Here is a 20900-nt window from a genome sequence, read left to right as displayed (position 1 = left end):
GGAGGAATAACGATCCGTGCCGGGCGGAGCCAGCCTCAAGCAGGCAGCGCCGGACCGGGCGGATCCGGCAGGAAAATCACCGTCATCGAAAGTGTGGATAGATACGTGAGCAGCGAACAGGGTTCAGCCACTCTGGAAGGCACAGAACTCGATCTGGACGACGCCGTCATGGGCGCCACCGGGCGCCCCTACCGCGATTTCCCGGAACCCGCGCCGCTGTCCTCCCACGGCCCGGCCCGGGTCATCGCCATGGTCAACCAGAAGGGTGGCGTGGGCAAGACCACGTCCACGATCAACCTCGCGGCGGCGCTGGCCGAATACGGCCGCCGGGTGCTGCTAGTCGACTTCGATCCGCAGGGCGCGCTCTCCGCCGGCCTTGGCACCAACCCGCACGAACTGGACCTGACGGTCTACAACGTCCTGATGGACCGCAAGGTCGACATCCGCGATGCCATCCAGAAGACCGGCGTCGAAAACGTGGACCTGCTGCCGGCCAACATCGACCTCTCCGCCGCCGAAGTCCAGCTGGTCAACGAGGTCGCCCGCGAACAGGTCCTGGACCGGGCGCTGAAGAAGGTCGAGGACGACTACGACGTCGTCCTGATCGACTGCCAGCCCTCCCTCGGCCTGCTCACCGTCAACGCCCTCACCGCGGCGCACGGCGTCATCATCCCGCTGATCTGCGAGTTCTTCGCCCTCCGCGCGGTGGCGCTGCTGGTCGAGACGATCGACAAGGTCCAGGACCGGCTGAACCCGCGCCTGCAGGTCGACGGCGTGCTCGCCACGATGTACGACGCCCGCACCCTGCACGGCCGCGAAGTCATCGCCCGGCTCGTGGAAGCCTTCGGCGACAAGGTCTTCGAAACCGTCATCAAGCGCTCCATCAAGTTCGCCGACGCCACCGTCGCCGCCGAACCGATCACCAGCTACGCGGGCAACCACGCCGGTGCCGACGCCTACCGCCGACTGGCCAAAGAGCTGATCTCGCGCGGCGGCGCACCCTAACCACGGCCGTGGCAGCGACAGCCCCGACGGCCGAACTGTCGCCGTCCGGAAAGAAGCCGGGCTTCGAGGTGCGGCTGGAGAACTTCACCGGCCCGTTCGACCTGCTCCTGGGACTGATCTCCAAACACCAGCTGGACATCACCGAGGTGGCGCTGGCCACGGTCACGGACGAGTTCATCAAATACATCAAAGGGCTGCAGCGGCTGGGGGAGGACTGGGCCCTGGATGAAGCCAGCGAGTTCCTGGTGATCGCCGCGACCCTGCTGGACCTCAAGGCCGCCCGGCTGCTGCCCGCCGGCGAGGTCGAGGACGACGAGGACATCGCCCTGCTCGAGGCCCGCGACCTGCTGTTCGCCCGGCTGCTGCAGTACAAGGCCTTCAAGCAGGTCGCCGGGCTGATCGGCTCCACCCTGGAGCTGGAGGCCCGGCGCTACCCGCGGCAGGTCGCCCTCGAGGGCCACTTCGCCGCGCTGCTGCCCGAGCTGGTCTGGAAGCACAGCCCCGCGGAGTTCGCGGCCCTCGCCGAGGCGGCCCTGAAACCCAAGGACGCCGCCCCCACCGAGGTCGGCCTCGCCCACCTGCACGGGACGCCGGTCAGCGTGAAGGAACAGGCGGAAATCCTGGGGCTGCGGCTGCGGCTCGGCAAGCCGCTCACCTTCCGGTCCCTGATCGCCGACGCCGAATCCACCCTCGTGGTGGTGGCGCGGTTCCTTGCCCTGCTGGAGATGTTCCGGGACAAGGCGGTGGCCTTCGACCAGTTGCTTCCCCTCGGCGAATTGTCCGTGCACTGGACCGCCGACGACGCGGACTGGAGCAGCGAGAACCTGAGTGAAGAATACGAGGAGCAGCCGTGAGCGACGCGTCCAACCCTCCCGCCGACGCCGGAGGGCCCGGGGTTCCGGACCTGGCAGCGCTGCCCGGCGGCGCCAGTGCGGCCCTCGAAGCGGTGCTGATGGTCATTGACGAGCCGGCCACGGCCACGGAGCTGGCCGCCGGCCTGAACCTGACGGTCGACGTCGTCGAGGGTCTGCTCGGGGAACTGCAGCGGGAGTATAACGGCTATACTGGTAATGCCCCGGATGCGGATGAGGCCAGCACGTCGTTGAATACTGCTGGATTCAGTGCCGCCCCCCGGGGTTTTGAATTGCGGAATATCGCCGGAGGCTGGCGGATCTATTCCCGCGCGGAGTTCGCCGACGTCGTAGGCGGCTTCGTGTTGGAAGGGCAAAGTGCCAGGCTGACGCAGGCGGCGCTCGAAACGCTCGCCGTCATCGCCTACCGCCAGCCCGTCTCCAGGGCGCGGGTCTCTGCGATTCGAGGGGTCAATGTTGACTCGGTGGTGCGGACGCTGACCCAGCGCGGCCTGATCGAAGACTCGGGAAACGATCCCGAGTCCGGGGCCATCCTGTACCGCACGACGTCGTATTTCCTCGAACGCATGGGAATCGGCTCGGTGGCTGAGTTGCCTCAGCTTTCACCCCATCTTCCAGGGCTTGAAGGCATAGCAGAGTATTACGACGCAGGAAGAATGTAGGCAGGAATGCTGCCTGCGTAAAAGTATCCACCAGGGCAGAACCATTTGCCCGGCCGGTGGGGGACTGCCGTGAGGCAGCCGTCGCGGGCCACCAAACGAAGGACGGGTCATGACACAGGCGGGACGCCAGGGTTCACCACGTAACAGTTCGGGACGCACCAGCGCCGGACACCAATCAGCGCGCACCCAGGGTGCGGGCGGCGCCGGCCGAGGCCAGCGCGACTTCTCCAAGGGCGGCGGCGACCGCCCGTTCAAGCGGCCCAAGCCGCGCGAAGAGGCCTTTGTTGACCCGGACCTGAACCCGGGCGTCGGAGCCCCCGAGCAGGCTGACCGCAAGGCCGGCGCGAAGCCGGCACGGAAGCCCGCGGCCCGCAAGCCCGGTGCCGGCAAGGCTCCCGGCACCCCGGGCGCGCTCAAGCCCAAGCCGCGCATCGGCGCGGGGGCGGCCAAGGCCACCGGTTCCAGCGCGTTCGGCAGCGAACGCTTCGGCCAGAACCTCGGCCCGGTCCGCAAGCCCACCCGAAAGCGCGGCCCGCGCGGGCCCGTGCCGCAGTCCGAGCTGCACGATGCCGACGGCGTCCGCCTGCAGAAGGTCATGGCCTCCGCCGGCGTCGCCTCGCGGCGCGTCTGCGAGGAAATGATCGCCGAAGGCCGCGTCGAGGTCGACGGCCAGGTCGTGACGGAACTCGGCGTGCGCGTCGACCCCAAGACCGCCGTGATCCATGTGGACGGCCTGCGCATCCAGCTGGACGAGAACATGGTCTACATGGTCTTCAACAAGCCCAAGGGCGTTGTCTCCACCATGGAGGATCCGGACGGCCGCCCGTGCATCAGCGACTTCGTCCGCAACCACCACGGCGAACGGCTCTTCCACGTCGGCCGGCTGGACGTCGCCACCGAGGGGCTGCTCCTGCTGACCAACGACGGCGAGCTCGCCAACCGCCTGACGCACCCCTCCTACGAGGTGCCCAAGACCTACCTCGTGCAGGTCCGCGGGCCGTTCCCGCAGGGCGTCGGCGCGCAGCTCAAGGCCGGCATCGAACTCGAAGACGGCATCGCCTCGGTGGACTCCTTCAAGCTCGTTGACTCGACCCCGGGCCACGTGCTGATCGAGGTCGTGCTGCACTCGGGCAAGAACCGCATTGTCCGGCGCCTCTTCGACGCCGTTGGATTCCCGGTGCTGCGGCTGGTCCGCGTCAAGGTCGGACCCATCGGCCTGGGCGACCAGCGCCAGGGCAGCATCCGCAACCTCGGCAAGCAGGAAGTCGGCCACCTGCTGGCATCCGTGGGGCTGTAGGCATGTCTGCATTTCGCACCCACGGCCGCGGCCACCTCAACGGCCCGGTGGTGGTTGTGGGGACCGGGCTGCTGGGCACCAGCATCGGGCTGGGGCTCCGCGGCCGCGGAGTCGCTGTGTACCTCTCCGACCCCTCGCCGACCAACCAGGCCGTCGCCGTCGACATCGGCGCCGGCCTGCCCTTGGCGCGCCTTGAGGGCGAGGCGCCGGAACTCGTGGTGGTCGCCGCGCCGCCGGACGTGACCGCCGACGTCGTCGCCCGCGCCCTGGCGGACTACCCGGAGGCCGTGGTGGTGGACATCGCCAGCGTCAAGGCGTCTATCCTGGCGGAGCTGCGGACCCGCGGCGCCGACCTGGGCCGCTACGTCGGAACACACCCGATGGCGGGCCGGGAGAAGTCCGGCCCGGTCGCCGCCCGCGGCGAGCTGTTCACCTCGATGCCGTGGGTCATCTGCCCAACGCCCGAAACCCGGCCCGAGGCGCTGCAGGCCGCCCGCGCGCTGGCCGGTGACCTCGGCGCCGTCGTCTCCGAATTCGGCTCCGAGGAACACGACGAAGCCGTGGCACTGGTCTCGCACCTGCCCCAGGTCATGTCCTCCCTCGTGGCCAGCCGGCTGCAGGGAACCCCGCTGCACGCCCTCTCGCTGGCCGGCAACGGCCTGCGGGACGTGACCAGGATCGCCGCGAGCGACCCCACGCTCTGGGTGCAGATCCTCGGCGCCAACGCGGACAAGGTCGTGGACATCCTGCACGGCGTCCGCGAGGACCTGAACCGGCTGATCGGCACCCTGGAGGATCCGACGGCGCCGGGCGCCAGGTTGGACCTGGCCCAGCTGATCAGCGAAGGCAACGCCGGCCAGTCCCGGATCCCGGGCAAGCACGGCGGGCCGCCGCAGGCGTACTCCTGGCTGACCGTCTTGGTGGACGATACGCCCGGCCAGATCGCCAAGCTCCTGACCGAGATCGGCGAGATCGGCGTCAACCTCGAGGACCTCCGTCTGGACCACTCCTCGGGACGGAATGTCGGCATGGTGGAACTCTCCGTGCTGCCCAACAAGCACGAGCTGCTCATCGAAGCCCTCAACGACCGTGGATGGCGGGTACTCCAGTAATGACCCAGGAACTCATCGCAACGGTGGACATCGTCCGCCCCGGCAAGAGCCTCGTCGTCGCGATCGACGGCCCCTCCGGCTCCGGCAAATCCAGCGTCAGCAAAGAGGTGGCACGCCGGCTCCGGCTGGCGTACCTCGATACCGGCGCCATGTACCGGGCCCTGACCTGGTTCTGCCTGGACAGCGGCACGGACCTGGCCGACGGCGAGGCCATCGAGGCCGCCGCCGAGGGCCTCCAGCTCGAGATCAGCACCAGCCCCCAGGACGAATACGTCCGGGTCGCCGGGACTGACATCACCGAGGCCATCCGTGAGCCTGCCATCTCCGCAGCGGTCAGCGCCGTCGCCACGACGCTCGGCGCCCGTACCGAACTGATCCGCCGGCAACGCGAGCTGATCGAAAAGCACCACCGCCGCATGGTGGTGGAGGGCCGGGACATCACCACCGTCGTCGCGCCCCACGCCGAGGTGCGCATGCTGCTCACCGCCAGCGAGGAGGCCCGGCTGCGCCGCCGCGGCATCCAGCTGGGCGGCAGCCAGAACGCCGAACAACTCGCCGCGCAGGTCACGGCCCGGGACGCCAAGGACTCCACCGTGGTGAACTTCACCCAGGCCGCCGACGGCGTGGTCACCCTGGATTCCTCGGACCTGGACTTCGCCCAGACCGTCGACGCGGCCCTGGGGATTGTGCACAAGGTTCTCAACCACACGGCCATCAACCGTGACTGAGGGCGCAGTCCGGGCGGGGCAGCCCGGCCGGGCGTTCCTCGACGGGACCATGGCCTGGAGCCGGCCGGTCGGCTGGGTCCTGGACCACCTGGTCTACCGGACCACCGTCAAGGGACGCGCCAACGTGCCCGCGGCCGGCCCGGTCATCTTCGCCGCGAACCACATCAGCTTCCTCGACGGCCCCGTGATGTTCGGCGCCGCGCCGCGGCCGATGCACATCTTCGTCAAGAAGGAGATGTTCCGGGGCTTCCCGGGACTGGTGCTGAAAGCCTCCGGCCAGCTGGCGGTGGACCGCTCCGGTGACCGGACCGCGCTGCAGCGGGCGAAAAGCGTCCTCGACGCCGGACGGTGCGTCGGGATCCTGCCCGAGGGCACCCGCGGGAGCGGCGAGGTCGCCACGATCAACAACGGGGTCGCCTGGCTCGCACTGAACTCGGCCGCCACCGTGATCCCGGTCGCCATCCTGGGCACCAGGATCAGCGGCGAGCACCTCAACGCGGTTCCCAGGCCCGGCCGCCGGCTGCATGTCAGCTTCGGTGGCGCCCTCAATCTCAGCCGCAGGCCCGGCGAGACCGGGCGTGCTTCAATGGACAGGGTGGGAACCGAGATCCGCGCCGCCCTCGCCCGGCACGTCCAGGACACCATTCAGTCCACCGGGCAGGGCCTGCCCGACGCGGATTCCCCGCAAGAACGCCAGACAGCAGTAGCCGGGACGCCGGCAGATCACCACCTAAGGAAAGTGCAATGAGCGATACGACTCAAACCCCCGGCCACTTCGGCGCCGGCGAAGACGAATACACGCCCACCGGCACGGACCAGGTGGCTGAGAACCTTGCCGCCCTGGACGACGAGGAAGCCGAACTCCGTGCGGCCTCGCTCCGCGCCGGCCTGGATGACTACGAACTGGACGAGGAAGACGCCGCCCTGCTCAGCGGCCGCTACGAGGACGAAGACTTCGACGGCCCGGTCAAGCTGGACCCGGTCCTGGCCATCATCGGCCGCCCCAACGTCGGCAAGTCCACCTTGGTCAACCGCATCCTGGGCCGCCGCGAAGCCGTCGTCGAGGACACCCCCGGCGTCACCCGCGACCGCGTGATGTACTCCGCCAACTGGAACGGCCGGAACTTCACCGTGGTGGACACCGGCGGCTGGGAACACGACGCCCGCGGCATCCACGCCCGCGTCGCCGAGCAGGCCGAGATGGCCGTGGAGCTCGCCGACGCTGTGCTGTTCGTGGTGGACTCCGCCGTCGGCGCGACCGCCACGGACGAAGGCGTCATGAAGATGCTGCGCAAGTCCAAGAAGCCCGTCATCATGGTGGCCAACAAGGTGGACGACTTCGCCCAGGAGGCCGACTCGGCCGCGCTCTGGGGCCTCGGCTTCGGCGAACCCTACCCGGTCTCCGCACTGCACGGCCGCGGCGTCGCCGACCTGCTCGACCACGTGATGGATACCCTCCCGGAGTTCTCCACCATCGAAGGCCTCGAGCGCAGCGGCGGCCCGCGCCGCATCGCCCTGATCGGCCGGCCGAACGTCGGCAAGTCCTCCCTGCTGAACAAGCTTGCTGGCTCCGAGCGCGTGGTCGTCGACAACACCGCCGGCACCACGCGCGACCCGGTCGATGAGTTCATCGAACTCGGCGGCCGCACCTGGCGCTTCGTGGACACCGCCGGCATCCGCCGCCGCCAGCACATGGCCCAGGGCGCGGACTTCTACGCCTCGCTGCGCACCCAGAGCGCGCTCGAAAAGGCCGAGGTCGCCGTCGTGCTCCTCGCCGTGGACGAAGTGCTCAGCGAGCAGGACGTCCGCATCTTGCAGCTGGCGATAGAGTCCGGCCGCGCGCTGGTGCTCGCGTTCAACAAATGGGACCTGCTCGACGACGAACGCCGCACCTACCTCGAACGCGAAATCGAGCAGGACCTCGCCCACGTGGCGTGGGCCCCGCGCGTGAACATCTCGGCCAAGACCGGCTGGCACAAGGACCGGCTGGTTCCCGCCCTGGACACCGCACTGGAAAGCTGGGACAAGCGCATCCCCACCGGACGCCTGAACGCCTTCCTCGGCGAACTGGTGGCCGCGCACCCGCACCCGGTCCGCGGCGGCAAGCAGCCCCGGATCCTCTTCGGAACCCAGGCCTCCAGCCGCCCGCCGAAGTTCGTGCTCTTCACCACCGGCTTCCTCGATCCCGGCTACCGCCGCTTTATCACCCGCCGGCTCCGCGAAACCTTCGGTTTCGAGGGCACGCCGATCGAGGTCAACATGCGGGTCCGGGAAAAGCGCGGCAAGAAGCGTTGATTCCGACACACGCCGCCTGTGACATGGTGAAAGTGTCACGGGCACCCTCCGGAATCGTGTAAGCTTTTGGAGGTGGTTCGGCCGGACTGCTCAGATGAAATCCTATGGGGAACAACAGGAGATCATCGGGAGCGGAGAACGGCAGAACCAGCGGGCTGTAGCGCAGCTTGGTAGCGCACTTGACTGGGGGTCAAGGGGTCGCAGGTTCAAATCCTGTCAGCCCGACCAACAAGAAAGTACCCCGCCATTCCGGCAACGGAATGGCGGGGTTTTCTGTTTCCCGGGGGTGGGCTGTTTCAGGGAAGCGCCTACTTGAGGAAACGCGACGTCCGCCGGTCCGCGAGGATCTTCCCCTTCGTCTGGCAGCTTGGGCAGTACTGCAGCGCGGTGTCCGCGAACGAAACCTCGCGGACCGTGTCGCCGCAGACCGGGCACGCCTCGCCGGTCCGGCCATGGACCCGCATGTGGCTCCGCTTGGCGTCCTTGAGCTCGCTGGGCGGTTTCCCGGCGGCCTCCGCCAGCGCCGTCCCGAGGATGTCGTGGATCGCGTCGTAGAGGCGCTCCACCGCCGCCCGGTCCAGGGAGCTGGCAATGGCGAACGGGGACGTCTTCGCCGCGTGCAGGATCTCGTCGCTATACGCGTTGCCGATGCCGGCGATGACGCCCTGGCTGCGGAGCACACCCTTGATCTGCTGGGAACTGCCCGCCAGGATCCCGGCCAGGGCATCGACGTCGAACCCGGGGCTGAACGGATCCGGGCCGAGCGCCGCGATCCCGGGAACGTCGGCCGGGTCTCGGACCACGTACATCGCCAGGGACTTCTTTGTGCCGGCCTCGGTCAGGTCCAGGTCGAGTGCTCCGTCCCCACCCGAAAACGACAGCCGGGCCGCGATGTGCCCGCCACCTTTCTTCAGCACCGCGCCGGTGGGGGCATCGGTGACCCGGACCCAGCCGGCCCGGGCGAGGTGGAAGACCAGGTGCAGCCCGCCGGCGTCCAGGTCCACGAACTTGCCGTGCCGGCCCACGCCGGTGACGGTCCTGCCTTCCAGTGCGGAGATGGGCGGATCCGCGGTCTTGAGCACCGCGAAGGAGACGATCTGGACCTTGGCCAGGCTGGATCCGCGCAGGCGCGCGTCCAGGAAGTCCGCCAGCGCCGCCACTTCCGGGAGCTCAGGCATGGGCAAATCCGTCCGTAACGGGTGCAGGTGCTGCCATGGCAACATCATGTCAGAGTCCTCCCGGGGCCCGGGCGGATGTGCCTATACTTTCAGCGGCGGCCCGATCGATCGGCCGCCGAAGACCTTGGTGATTGACCCGACGAAAGGCCCGTCATGAGCAACATTCCCGAAGAGCTGTCCTACACCGCCGAACACGAATGGGTCTCCGCGCCGAACGCCGACGGCGTCGTGCGCGTGGGCATCACTGATTTTGCCCAGGACGCCCTCGGGGACGTCGTCTACGCCCAGATGCCGGAGGTCGGCACCGACATCAAGGCCAACGACGTCGTCGGGGAAGTGGAATCCACCAAGAGCGTCAGCGACATTTACGCCCCCGTGAGCGGTGAAGTGGTGGCCCGCAACGAGGCGCTGGACACCGATTCCGCCCTGATCAATTCGGATCCGTACGGCGAGGGCTGGCTGATTGAAATCAAGCTGGCGGAAGCCGACGCGGTGGAGTCGCTGCTCAGTGCATCGGAGTACGAACAGCAGGTAGGCTAATGCCTAAGGTTCCCGGGCTGTGCTACTACGCCGGGAACTGACCACCGGATCTGCCAGGCTTTTCCGGACGCATGCGTTGTTTGCAGGGGGGACACCTGCAACGAATGAGGAGGACTCAATGGTTGGGCACGGACAGAACGACACCGGTGAATACGGCACGGGTGGAGTGAAAGCCTCGGAGACCACGTCGATCCATCTCACCCCCGTGCGCGATGAGCCCACCATCACCCCGAAGGTCTCGAACGAGGAACGGACGGCCATTGAGTCGCTCCCGGCCGGGTCCGCCCTGCTGGTGGCCCACAGCGGCCCCAACTCCGGTGCCCGCTTCCTGCTCGACTCCGACGTGACGACGGCGGGCCGGCACCCGGACGCCGACATCTTCCTCGACGACGTCACGGTTTCACGCCGCCACGTCGAATTCCGCCGCACGGCGCGCAGTTTCGAGGTGGTGGACACCGGGAGCCTGAACGGCACCTACGTCAACCACGACCGTGTCGACAGCGTGGAGCTGAAGTCGGGTAACGAGGTGCAGATCGGCAAGTTCCGGCTCACCTTCTACCTCAGCCCTGCCCGTACCGCAGGCCACGTCTGATATCGGGGTAGTTGCCGGTGGCCATGGCACAAGCCGAACGGCGCGGACCCCAGGTCCTGAACATCGGGGAGGTCCTGGCTCAACTGAGCGACGACTTCCCCTCCATGACTGCGTCGAAAATCAGGTTCCTTGAGGAAAAGGGCCTCATTAATCCGCAACGCACCCCGGCCGGCTACCGGCAGTACTCGGAAGGCGACGTCGAACGGCTCCGCTTTGTGCTGTCGCTGCAGCGGGACCAGTACCTGCCGCTGAAGGTGATCAAGGACTACCTCGACGCGATCGACCGCGGCGAACGCCCGGAGAGCCTGCCGCCGGGGGTGACGGTGTCGCCCCGGATCGTTTCCGAGGAGCTCGCCTCAGAGCTTAACAACCGGGTGCGGCTGCTCAGCGAGGAACAGCTCCGCACCGAGTCCGGGGCCAGCGTCCCGCTGCTCGAGTCCCTGCTCAGCTTCGGCCTGATCGGCCACGTCAACGGAAAGTTCGACGACCACGCCCTGCAGGTGGCCCGCGCCTGCGTGCAGCTGGAAAGCCACGGCCTCGAGCCGCGGCACCTGCGGCCCTTCCAGGCCGCGGCCGACCGCGAGTTCGGGCTGGTGGAACGCGCGGTGGCCACGCTGACGTCCCGCAAGGACGCCGCCTCCCAGGCCCGCGCCGCCGAGGCTGCCCGGGAGATCAGCGAACTGTGCCTCTCGCTGCACCGGGCCCTGGTGCAGGACCGCATCTCGAGGATGGACAGCTGATGATCGAGGTGGAAATCGTAGGCGTGCGGATCGAACTGCCGTCCAACCAGCCGCTCGTCCTGCTCAAGGAACTGCACGGTGAGCGCCACGTCCCCATCTGGATCGGAACGCCGGAAGCCAGCGCCATTGCGCTCGCCCAGCAGGGTGTGGTCCCGCCGCGGCCGATGACGCATGACCTGCTCGTCGACGTCGTCGAGGCGCTTGGCCACTCGATCGTCAGCGTCAACATCGTGGCGGTGGAAGACAACATCTTCTACGGCCAGCTCCAGTTCGAGGACGGCACCACGGTCAGCTCGCGGGCCTCCGACGCCCTGGCCCTCGGCCTGCGCGCGAAGTGCCGGATCTGGTGCGCCGACGCCGTGATGGACGAAGCCGGCGTGCGGATCACCGAGCACGACGACGGCGAGGAGGCCCAGCCCGGGCCCGCCGTCGACGAAGAGGGGGAGCTGCGCCGGTTCCGGGAGTTCCTGGACGACGTCGAACCCGAGGACTTCGCCGGCTGAAACGGCTCAAAGCTTAAAGTCGAGGTCGAAAGTTTCGACACGCCCCGGCAATAGGCCCAAGGTCTTTGACCTTGGCCCCCGGCAGGCCTAACGTCAGAGGTACAAGTTCCCATTGCATACAACAGCCGCGCAAGTCACACTGGACAGTGGCGCGCTGGTGCTGCAAGTTCCCGCGGGAACTCATGACAAGGAGGATCCACGTGAGTCCGAAAGGCGAAGCAGGCGAGCTCAAGCAGGCCTCGACGGCAGGCGTTGCTGTGCCCGCGAGCGGTGCCCAGGGACTGCTCTTCACCGAGGATCTTCCCGTCCTGGACGAGGACGCGGGGTACCGCGGACCGACGGCCTGCAAGGCGGCCGGCATCACCTACCGCCAACTGGACTACTGGGCCCGCACCGGACTCGTTGAGCCCGCCGTGCGCGGCGCCGCAGGGTCCGGTTCGCAGCGGCTCTACGGCTTCCGCGACATCCTGGTCCTCAAGGTCGTCAAGCGGCTCCTCGACACCGGTGTTTCGTTGCAGCAGATCCGCACCGCCGTCGAACACCTCCGGGAACGCGGGGTCGAGGATCTCGCCCAGATCACCCTCATGAGCGACGGCGCCAGCGTCTACGAATGCACCTCGGCGGACGAAGTCATCGATCTGGTCCAGGGCGGCCAGGGTGTCTTCGGCATCGCCGTCGGCCGCGTCTGGCGCGAAGTGGAAGGCAGCCTCGCGGCGCTTCCGAGCGAACACGCCGCGGACCAGTCGTTCCCCGACGATGAACTCAGCAAGCGCCGCGCGGCCCGCAAGATCGGCTAGCACGGCTCGAAGATTCGACCAAAAACGCGGGGCCACCAGGTGGCCCCGCGCTTTTTCATCTGCCGACGTCCCGGGCCGGGCCCGGGACGTCGGCCCGTCAGCGCTGGCTGCGGTTGCGAACCCGGCCCGCGGCGGCCAGTTCCGTGTTGGAGCCGCCCGTGCGCATCAGGTTGGCCAGCAGCGAGTCGAACAGGGCTGCGGCGTTTTTGGCGGAATCGCCGGGCCAGTGGTGGACGGAGTGGGCCGCGCCCTGGATCTGCTGCCAGTTGGCCTGTTCGGGGATGTGCGGGGTGAGCAGCAGTTCACCGAACATGGACTGCATCTCGGCCAGGCGGAAGCTGTGCTCCGCGGAGCCGGTCCGCACCCGGTTGGCCACGATGCCGGCAGGGGAGAGGGCCGGCGCGAATTCCTGCCGGAACAGCTGGATGGCCCGCATGGTGCGCTCGGTGCCCGCGACGGAGAACAGCCCGGGCTCGGCGACCAGGGTGACCTTGTCGCTGGCCGTCCAGGCCATCCGGGTCAGGCCGTTGAGCGAGGGCGGGCAGTCGACCAGGACCAGCTCGTAGTCCCCGGCGCCGGCCAGTACGGCGGAGAGCCGGCGCAGGTCGCGGCGGCCAAGGTCGGGCCGGTCGTAGATGCCGGTGTAGGCGGACCCGACGGCGACGTCCAGGACGGGCGCCGTGCGGTGGCCGGAGCCGCCGTTGGAGGAAGCGAGGCTGGCGTGCTCCACCCAGCCGCTGGGAACCACGTTGTCGGCCAGGTGTGCCCGGCGCGGGGATTTCAGCATCCGGCCGATGTCCAGCTGTTCGTCGGGCCGGACGCCGAGGGCCGTACTGGCATCCGCGTGCGGGTCGAGGTCGACCACGAGGGTTGGGATGCCGGCTGCGAGTGCTGCCGACGCCAGTCCGGTTGTCACGGATGTCTTGCCGACCCCGCCTTTGAGGCTGCTGATGCTGACTACTTGCACTTGAAAAACCAATACCTAACGCCGGTTGCCGAGACTGGGTCATGCCGGCCCGTGCGTTCCTTCGGACCGGGGCGTGCATGCGCCACCCACCACCTCATCATATGTTGACCCGCCGTCGAATCCCGTCTCATCGGACCCGGCGGGCGCCCGGAGGGGGCCCGGACGGCCCGGGAGCACCCGCAACGTCAACGATCTGCCTTCTCCGGCCGAAATGACGCATAATCTTGTGACGGGCGCCACAATGATTTGTGTTTGCGCACGCCGGTCTTAGAAACTGTGACGACTTACCGAACCGCCCGCGATGAAGCAGGAGAAGTATGTTTTCCAAGATTCTGGTGGCTAACCGCGGCGAAATCGCGATCCGCGCCTTCCGTGCCAGCTACGAGCTGGGTGCCAAGACCGTTGCCGTGTTCCCGACCGAGGACCGCAACTCCATCCACCGCCAGAAGGCGGATGAGGCATACCTGATCGGCGAGGAGGGCCACCCGGTCCGGGCGTACCTCGACGTCGACGAGGTGGTCCGGGTCGCGAAGGAAGCCGGCGCGGATGCGATCTACCCCGGCTACGGCTTCCTCTCGGAGAACCCCAACTTGGCCCGGGCTGCCGCTGCCGCCGGCATCACCTTCGTCGGGCCCCCGGCGGAGGTCCTCGAACTTGCCGGGAACAAGGTCGCCGCCCTCGAGGCGGCCCGCAAGGCCGGCGTCCCGGTGCTCAAGTCCAGCAAGCCGTCCAAGGACGTTGACGAACTCATCGCCGCAGCTGACGAGATCGGCTTCCCCATCTTCGCCAAGGCTGTCGCCGGCGGCGGTGGCCGCGGCATGCGCCGGGTCGACACCCGGGAGGCCCTGCCCGAGGCCCTGCAGGCCGCGATGCGCGAGGCCGACGCCGCCTTCGGCGACCCCACCATGTTCCTGGAGCAGGCCGTGCTGCGGCCGCGGCACATCGAAGTGCAGATCCTCGCCGACGCCGAGGGCAACGTGATGCACCTCTTCGAGCGCGACTGCTCCATCCAGCGCCGCCATCAGAAGGTCATCGAGATCGCGCCGGCTCCCAACCTCGACGAAGGCATCCGGCAGGCCCTGTACCGGGACGCCGTGAAATTCGCCAAGGCCCTGAACTACGTCAACGCCGGCACCGTGGAGTTCCTCGTCGACACCGTCGGCGAGCGGGCCGGCCAGCACGTCTTTATCGAGATGAACCCCCGCATCCAGGTCGAGCACACGGTCACCGAGGAAGTCACCGACGTCGACCTGGTCCAGGCCCAGCTGCGCATCGCCTCGGGGGAGACCCTCGCGGACCTGGGCCTCTCACAGGAGACCGTCAAGCTCAACGGCGCCGCGCTGCAGTCGCGCATCACCACCGAGGACCCGGCCAACGGCTTCCGCCCCGACGTCGGAAAGATCACTGGCTACCGCTCCGCCGGCGGCGCCGGCGTCCGGCTCGACGGCGGCACCGTGTACTCCGGCGCCGAAATCAGCCCGCACTTCGACTCGATGCTGGTCAAACTGACCTGCCGCGGCCGCGACTACCCCACCGCCGTCGCCCGCGCCCGGCGCGCCCTCGCCGAGTTCCGCATCCGCGGCGTCTCCACCAACATCTCCTTCCTGCAGGCCGTCCTGGACGACCCGGACTTCGTCGCCGGCGACGTGGCCACCTCGTTCATCGACGAGCGCCCCGAACTGCTCAAGGCCCGCGTCTCCGCGGACCGGGGCACCAAACTGCTGACCTGGCTCGCCGACGTCACCGTCAACAAGCCCAACGGCGAGCTCACCGTCCACACCGACCCGGCGGACAAGCTGCCCGCACTGCCGGACGGCGAAGCCGCCGCAGGCTCGCGCCAGCGGCTGCTTGAGCTTGGCCCGGAGGGCTTCGCAAAGGCGCTCCGCGGCCAGAACGCCGTCGCCGTCACGGACACGACCTTCCGCGACGCGCACCAGTCCCTGCTCGCCACCCGGGTCCGCACCCGGGACCTGGCGGCAGCCGGGCCGGCGGTGTCCCGGTTGCTCCCGGAACTGCTCTCGGTCGAGGCCTGGGGCGGCGCGACCTACGACGTCGCACTGCGCTTCCTGGGCGAGGATCCCTGGGACCGTCTGGCGGCGCTGCGCAAGGTGCTGCCGAACATCTGCCTGCAGATGCTGCTCCGCGGCCGCAACACCGTCGGCTACACCCCGTACCCCGAAGAGGTGACGGTTGCGTTCGTCAACGAGGCCGCCGCGGCGGGCATCGACATCTTCCGCATCTTCGACGCCCTCAACGACGTCAACCAGATGGCGCCCGCAATCCGCGCCGTGCGCGAGACCGGCACCGCCGTCGCCGAGGTGGCGCTGTGCTACACCGCGGACATGCTCGACCCGGACGAGACGCTGTACACGCTGGACTACTACCTGGAGCTCGCGCAGAAGATCGTCGACGCCGGCGCGCACATCCTCGCGATCAAGGACATGGCGGGGCTGCTCCGCCCGGCGGCCGCCGCGCGCCTCGTGACGGCCCTGCGGGAGAAGTTCGACCTGCCGGTCCACCTGCACACGCACGACACCGCCGGCGGCCAGCTGGCGACCCTGCTGGCGGCTGTGGACGCCGGCGTTGACGCCGTGGACGTCGCCTCGGCTTCCCTGGCCGGAACCACCAGCCAGGTCTCCGCCTCGGCCCTGGTCGCGGCGCTGGCGCACACCCCGCGCGACACCGGGCTGAGCCTGGCCAACGTCTGCGCCCTGGAGCCCTACTGGGAGGCCGTGCGCCGCGTCTACGCCCCCTTCGAGTCGGGCCTGCCCGGTCCCACCGGCCGGGTCTACCAGCACGAGATCCCCGGCGGCCAGCTCTCCAACCTGCGCCAGCAGGCCATCGCGCTTGGGCTCGGGGAGCGCTTCGAGGCGATCGAAGACATGTACACCGCGGCCGACCGCATCCTGGGCCGGCTCGTGAAGGTCACCCCGTCCTCCAAGGTGGTGGGCGACCTCGCCCTGCACCTGGTGGGCCTCGACGCCGACCCGGCGGACTTCAACGAGAACCCGCAAAAGTACGACGTCCCGGACTCCGTGATCGGCTTCCTCTCCGGCGAGCTCGGCGACCCGCCCGGCGGCTGGCCCGAGCCGTTCCGGACCAAGGCGCTGCAGGGGCGCAGCGTCAAGGTCCGCGATGTTGAACTGAGCGCCGAGGACAGCGCGGCGCTCAAGTCCGACTCCAAGACCGTGCAGCAGACCCTCAACCGCCTCCTCTTCGCCGGTCCCACCAAGGACTACCAGAAGAGCGTTGAGGCGTACGGCAACCTGTCGGTGCTGGACACCCGCGATTACCTCTTCGGACTCCAGCGTGGCGCGGAACACGAGATCGAGCTGGAGAAGGGCGTGCGCCTGATTGCGTCGCTGGAAGCCGTCTCCGAGCCGGACGAAAAGGGCATGCGCACCGTAATGTGCACGCTGAACGGCCAGTCCCGCCCGGTGGTGGTCCGCGACCGTTCCGTGGTCAGCAACGTCAAGGCGGCCGAACGGGCCGACACCTCGCAGCCGGGCCAGGTCGCCGCGCCGTTCGCCGGCGCCGTCACCCTGACGGTCAAGGCCGGCGACTCGGTCAAGGCCGGGGACACCGTCGCGACCATCGAGGCGATGAAGATGGAAGCCTCCATCACGACGCCGGTGGCCGGCACCGTCTCGCGCCTCGCCGTCGGCGCGGTTGAACAGGTCCAGGGCGGGGACCTGCTGCTGGTCGTGGAATAGCCGGCCGGCGCACGGCGGGCCAGGTGCCCGCCGTGCACCCGCCGGATCGGTCAGGCCCCCGGATCTGTCAGCGGCGCACCCGGTAGCGCAGATGGAGCACCCGGTTGCCCTGGATCACCGCGTCGGGATCCTCCAACAGCTGCTGGGCGTGGACCGACCCGAAGTAGCGCTTGCCGGACCCGAACACCACGGGTGCGACGTCCATGCGCACCTCATCGACCAGACCCGCCGCGAACACCTGGCCACCGACGTCACCGGCGGCAACCTCCACCAGGCGCTCACCCGCCAGCTCCTGCGCCTTGGCCACGGCTGCCCCGACGCCGTCGACGAAGTAGAACGGCGCCCCCGGGTCCCAGCCCTCCGGCGCCGGCCGGTGCGTCACGACGACCACGTACTCAACCCCGCCCGGAGGCGTCCCTTCCCAGCCGTCCGTCAGGTCGAAGACGTGGCGGCCGACGACGGTGGCCCCGATCTGGTCCCAGTACGGCCTTATGTAGTCGTACGATGTCTGCGAGACCTTCAACACTCCGCTGTCGTCCAACGGCACGTCACCGCCGGTCAGCCAGTCGAACAGGAGTCCGGGCTGGTCGTTCCCGTCCGCGATGAAGCCGTCCACCGACACCGAGCTGTACATGACCACCGTGCCCATGGGGCTCTCCTTTGCTTGAGGATGCCCCCAGATTAGCGGCTCTTGCCGGTCCGTGGCAGGTGGATAAAGCACAACGCGGGGCCAGCTACGGCCAGTCCGGTGACCCGGGACGGGCGGCAGCTGACCCCGCGTTGCTGCGGGCCGGCGGCTTAGGCGTTGGCGCGCTTCGCCGAGTACATCTCTTCGATCACGTTCTCGAAGTCCTTCATCACCTGGGCGCGCTTGACCTTCATGGACGGCGTGAGGTGCCCGGACGCTTCGGTGAAGTCGGAGGGCACAATCCGGAAGGACTTGATCGCCTCGGCCTGCGAGACAGACTGGTTCGCGCGGTTGATCAATTCCTGGACGGCCGCGGTCACGGCGGCGTTCGTCGTCGCCTCGGCCACCGTAGTCGACGCCGGGAGGCCGTGGCGCTGCAGCCAGCCCGGGAGTGCCTCTTCATCGAGGGTCACCAGGGCGCCGATGAAGGGACGGTTGTCGCCGACCACCAGGACCTGGGAGACCAGCGCGTCGGCGCGGATCTGGTCCTCGAGCAACGCCGGGACCACGTTCTTGCCACCCGCGGTGACGATGATTTCCTTCTTCCGGCCGGTGATGGTCAGGAAGCCTTCCTCGTCGAGCTGGCCGAGGTCGCCGGTGCGGAACCAGCCGTCCACGAAGGTCTCGGCCGTGAGGTCATCGCGGTTGAAGTAGCCGCGCATGACGCAGACGCCCTTGGCGAGGATTTCGCCGTCGTCGGCGATCTTCACGGCATTGCCGGGAATCGGCGCGCCGACGGTGCCGATTTTGATCAGCGACGGCGTGTTGACCGTGACCGGCGCGGTGGTTTCGGTGAGGCCGTAGCCTTCAAGGATCTGCAGGCCGATGCCCTGGAAGAAGTGGCCGAGCCGTGCGCCGAGCGGGCCGCCGCCGGAGACCGCGTGCGCGACCTGGCCGCCCATGGCGGCGCGGAGCTTGCCGTAGACGAGCCTGTCGAACAGGGCGTGCTTGAGCTTGAGGCCCACGCCCACCTTGCCGGCCTGCCGCGCCCGCGAGTAGGCGATCGCGGTTTCCGCGGCGCGGTGGAAGATGGCGCCCTTGCCGCCGTCCTCGGCCTTGGTCAGGGCGGAGTTATAGACCTTTTCAAAGACCCGCGGCACCGCGAGGATGAAGGTCGGCTTGTAGCTCTGCAGGTCCGGCAGCAGGTTCTTGATGTCCGGGGTGTGCGCGACTGTCACGCCGGCCGCGACCGCGAGGACCGAGATGAAGCGGGCAAAGACGTGTGCCAGCGGCAGGAACATGATGGTCCGGGCGTGCTCGTGGACGGCCTGGCCGAGCGAGGTGGCGAGCACGTTGTCGGAGAGCTCCACGAAGTTGCCGTGGGTCAGTTCGCAGCCCTTGGGACGCCCGGTGGTGCCTGAGGTGTAGATGATCGTGGCGATATCCGAGAGCGAGGCCTGGCCGCGCCGGGCCTCCAGCTCCTCATCGCTGATGTTGGTGCCGGCGCCGCGGAGCTCGTCGAGGGCGTCGCCTTCGAGCTGCCAGACGTGCCGCAGGCCGGTCAGCCCCTCCGAGGTCGCCGCCTGCCGGATGATGTCTTCGTGGTGGGCCGACTCGCCAAAGGCCGCCACGGCGCCCGAGTCGCCCAGGTTCCAGGCCACCTGGGAGGGTGAGGAGGTCTCGTAGATCGGGACCGAGACAGCGCCGGCGAACCAGATCGCGAAGTCGATCAGGGCCCACTCGTAGCGGGTGCGGGACATAATGCCGACGCGGTCGCCGGCCGCCACGCCGCTGGCCATCAGGCCCTTGGCGAGCAGGGACACATCGGCCAGGAAATCGGTGGCCCGGATGTCCTGCCACTGCCCGGCGGCGTCGAGCCGGGAGAACAGGGCGGGGTTCGATGCCTTGGCGGCCTGGCGCAGCACCAGGTCTGTGACGTTCGTTTCCGGGGGGACGGTGACCAGGGGCGGGACACTGATTACTCGCACGATAGCTCCTTTGATATCCATAGACCCGCTAGGGGTACGACTAACAGTAGTATGTGGCCCACCGCGGGGTGTGTTCCACTTCACCTACTGGCGAGTAACTTTACGGTCAAGCCGTGTGCCGGCGCCACTTGCCCCGGCGTCCGGCTGCCCCGGCGCGCCCCTTCGTGCGGGCCTAGAATGGGGAACGATGCTAACTCCAACACCCGGTCCGCAGCCCGGTCCGCAGCGCAGGACCGCCGCCTGGCACCGCCGCTCACCGGGCGGCCCCGGTTCCGCCCGGGCCGGCCGGCTGCGCGAGCACCTGCGCCTCGGGCGCAAGGGCCTGGCGATCGGCGTGGACATCGGCGGCACCAAGGTGGCGGCCGGAGTGGTGGACGCCGAAGGGCGCATCCTCAGCGAGGCCAGGCGGTCCACGCCGGGGAGCGACCCGCGCGCCGTCGAGCAGGTGATCGTCGAGCTCGTGGAGGAACTAAGCCGGGGGCACCGTATCTGGTCGGTCGGGATCGGCGCGGCCGGCTGGATGGACCTCGACGGCGCCACGGTGCTGTTCAGCCCGCATCTGGCCTGGCGCAACGAACCGCTCCGGGACAACCTTCAGCGGCTGCTGCGCCGGCCGGTGCTGCTGACCAACGACGCCGACGCCGCCGGCTGGGCGGAATGGCGCTTCGGCGCGGGCCGGGGCGAGAGCCGGCTGGTCTGCATCACGCTCGGCACCGGGATCGGCGGGGCGATGGTGATGGACGGACGGCTGGAACGGGGCCGCTTCGGCGTCGCCGGCGAATTCGGCCACCAGATCATCGTGCCCGGCGGCCACCGCTGCGAGTGCGGCAACCGCGGCTGCTGGGAGCAGTATGCCTCCGGTAACGCGCTCGGACGCGAGGCGCGGGAACTGGCCGATGCCAACTCGCCGGTGGCCCAGGAACTGCTGCGGGCGGTCGACGGCCGGGCCGACCGGATCACCGGCGTGATCGTCACCGAACTGGCCAAGGCCGGCAACGCCACCGCACGGGAACTCCTAGAGGACGTCGGGGAGTGGCTCGGCCTGGGGTTGGCCAACCTGGCCGCGGCCCTGGACCCGGGCACCTTCGTCATCGGCGGCGGCTTGTGCGACGCCGGCGAGCTGCTGGTGGCTCCGGCGCGGAAGGCTTTCGCCCGCAACCTGACCGGCCGCGGCTTCCGTCCGGCGGCCGGGATTGAGCTCGCGGCGCTAGGTCCCAACGCGGGCCTGATCGGCGCCGCGGACCTCTCCCGGGTCAGCAGCCGCATGCACAGCTAGCAGGCCA

At 68.9% G+C, this 20900-nt stretch carries 19 protein-coding genes and 1 tRNA gene; 16 read left to right on the top strand and 4 right to left on the bottom strand.

Going from position 1 to position 20900, the window contains the following annotated elements; genetic code table 11:
- Positions 1 to 105: 105 nt before the first annotated feature.
- The 9 genes from AC6I9V_RS02095 to AC6I9V_RS02055 all read left to right on the top strand — a co-directional run bounded on the left by AC6I9V_RS02095 (position 106) and on the right by AC6I9V_RS02055 (position 8199).
- Positions 106 to 1005, top strand: coding sequence for a ParA family protein (locus AC6I9V_RS02095; protein ID WP_497898161.1), 900 nt, complete (start codon positions 106 to 108; stop codon positions 1003 to 1005).
- Between the two features lie 8 nt (positions 1006 to 1013).
- Complete coding sequence (locus AC6I9V_RS02090) at positions 1014 to 1859, top strand: segregation and condensation protein A (protein WP_497898160.1); 846 nt, start codon at positions 1014 to 1016, stop codon at positions 1857 to 1859.
- Between the two features lie 98 nt (positions 1860 to 1957).
- The gene (gene scpB, locus AC6I9V_RS02085) at positions 1958 to 2539 is read left to right on the top strand and encodes an SMC-Scp complex subunit ScpB (protein ID WP_497900233.1); all 582 of its coding nucleotides are present in this window, start codon (positions 1958 to 1960) and stop codon (positions 2537 to 2539) included.
- Between the two features lie 109 nt (positions 2540 to 2648).
- Entirely contained in the window at positions 2649 to 3836 is a 1188-nt protein-coding gene (locus AC6I9V_RS02080) for a pseudouridine synthase (RefSeq protein ID WP_497898159.1), read from the top strand.
- Positions 3837 to 3838: 2 nt separating this feature from the next.
- Positions 3839 to 4948, top strand: a complete 1110-nt coding sequence (locus tag AC6I9V_RS02075) for a prephenate dehydrogenase (RefSeq protein WP_497898158.1) — start codon at positions 3839 to 3841, stop codon at positions 4946 to 4948.
- Positions 4948 to 5676 (top strand): (d)CMP kinase, encoded by a 729-nt coding sequence (gene cmk, locus AC6I9V_RS02070; RefSeq protein ID WP_497898157.1) that lies wholly within the window; start codon positions 4948 to 4950, stop codon positions 5674 to 5676. Before AC6I9V_RS02075 ends, cmk begins: the two co-directional genes overlap by 1 nt.
- Before the next feature lie 49 nt (positions 5677 to 5725).
- Complete coding sequence (locus AC6I9V_RS02065) at positions 5726 to 6424, top strand: lysophospholipid acyltransferase family protein (RefSeq protein ID WP_497900232.1); 699 nt, start codon at positions 5726 to 5728, stop codon at positions 6422 to 6424.
- Positions 6421 to 7971, top strand: a complete 1551-nt coding sequence (gene der, locus AC6I9V_RS02060) for a ribosome biogenesis GTPase Der (RefSeq protein ID WP_146337879.1) — start codon at positions 6421 to 6423, stop codon at positions 7969 to 7971. Before AC6I9V_RS02065 ends, der begins: the two co-directional genes overlap by 4 nt.
- A 151-nt stretch (positions 7972 to 8122) precedes the next feature.
- Positions 8123 to 8199 (top strand) — tRNA-Pro (locus AC6I9V_RS02055).
- An 80-nt stretch (positions 8200 to 8279) separates the two neighbouring features.
- On the opposite strand, the gene AC6I9V_RS02050 is transcribed toward AC6I9V_RS02055, so the two are convergent.
- Entirely contained in the window at positions 8280 to 9149 is an 870-nt protein-coding gene (locus AC6I9V_RS02050; RefSeq protein ID WP_497898156.1) for an Fpg/Nei family DNA glycosylase, read from the bottom strand.
- Positions 9150 to 9302: 153 nt separating this feature from the next.
- Between AC6I9V_RS02050 and gcvH the strand changes: the two genes are divergently transcribed.
- The 5 genes from gcvH (at position 9303) to AC6I9V_RS02025 (ending at position 12321) form a co-directional block, all read left to right on the top strand.
- Complete coding sequence (gene gcvH / locus AC6I9V_RS02045) at positions 9303 to 9689, top strand: glycine cleavage system protein GcvH (RefSeq protein ID WP_349414098.1); 387 nt, start codon at positions 9303 to 9305, stop codon at positions 9687 to 9689.
- A 118-nt stretch (positions 9690 to 9807) separates the two neighbouring features.
- Complete coding sequence (locus AC6I9V_RS02040) at positions 9808 to 10281, top strand: FHA domain-containing protein (protein ID WP_146337876.1); 474 nt, start codon at positions 9808 to 9810, stop codon at positions 10279 to 10281.
- A 23-nt stretch (positions 10282 to 10304) separates the two neighbouring features.
- Positions 10305 to 11021, top strand: coding sequence for a transcriptional regulator FtsR (ftsR, locus tag AC6I9V_RS02035; RefSeq protein ID WP_349414097.1), 717 nt, complete (start codon positions 10305 to 10307; stop codon positions 11019 to 11021).
- The gene (locus tag AC6I9V_RS02030) at positions 11021 to 11524 is read left to right on the top strand and encodes a bifunctional nuclease family protein (protein ID WP_349414096.1); all 504 of its coding nucleotides are present in this window, start codon (positions 11021 to 11023) and stop codon (positions 11522 to 11524) included. Before ftsR ends, AC6I9V_RS02030 begins: the two co-directional genes overlap by 1 nt.
- Positions 11525 to 11724: 200 nt before the next feature.
- Positions 11725 to 12321: a MerR family transcriptional regulator gene (locus tag AC6I9V_RS02025; protein WP_028275903.1), complete on the top strand. Its 597-nt coding sequence runs from the start codon at positions 11725 to 11727 to the stop codon at positions 12319 to 12321.
- Positions 12322 to 12418: 97 nt separating this feature from the next.
- Here the strand turns inward: AC6I9V_RS02025 and AC6I9V_RS02020 are convergent, their stop codons facing one another.
- The gene (locus AC6I9V_RS02020) at positions 12419 to 13288 is read right to left on the bottom strand and encodes a ParA family protein (RefSeq protein ID WP_497898155.1); all 870 of its coding nucleotides are present in this window, start codon (positions 13286 to 13288) and stop codon (positions 12419 to 12421) included.
- Between the two features lie 317 nt (positions 13289 to 13605).
- Here AC6I9V_RS02020 and AC6I9V_RS02015 point away from each other — a divergent pair, with 317 nt between their 5' ends.
- On the top strand, positions 13606 to 17001 hold the full coding sequence (locus tag AC6I9V_RS02015) for a pyruvate carboxylase (RefSeq protein ID WP_497898154.1): 3396 nt from the start codon (positions 13606 to 13608) through the stop codon (positions 16999 to 17001).
- A gap of 67 nt (positions 17002 to 17068) precedes the next feature.
- Here the strand turns inward: AC6I9V_RS02015 and AC6I9V_RS02010 are convergent, their stop codons facing one another.
- Complete coding sequence (locus AC6I9V_RS02010) at positions 17069 to 17650, bottom strand: dihydrofolate reductase family protein (protein WP_497898153.1); 582 nt, start codon at positions 17648 to 17650, stop codon at positions 17069 to 17071.
- Positions 17651 to 17799: 149 nt separating this feature from the next.
- Entirely contained in the window at positions 17800 to 19617 is a 1818-nt protein-coding gene (locus AC6I9V_RS02005) for an AMP-dependent synthetase/ligase (protein WP_497898152.1), read from the bottom strand.
- A gap of 187 nt (positions 19618 to 19804) precedes the next feature.
- Here AC6I9V_RS02005 and AC6I9V_RS02000 point away from each other — a divergent pair, with 187 nt between their 5' ends.
- Positions 19805 to 20893 carry an ROK family glucokinase gene (locus AC6I9V_RS02000; RefSeq protein ID WP_497898151.1) on the top strand — a complete coding sequence of 363 codons (1089 nt, stop codon included), beginning with the start codon at positions 19805 to 19807 and terminating at the stop codon, positions 20891 to 20893.
- Positions 20894 to 20900: the final 7 nt, after the last annotated feature.

This window comes from Arthrobacter sp. SlRoot2-15 (assembly GCF_059739345.1).
The sequence above is the reverse complement of the archived record's forward strand: the minus strand, read 5'-3'. Positions and strand labels throughout refer to the sequence as shown.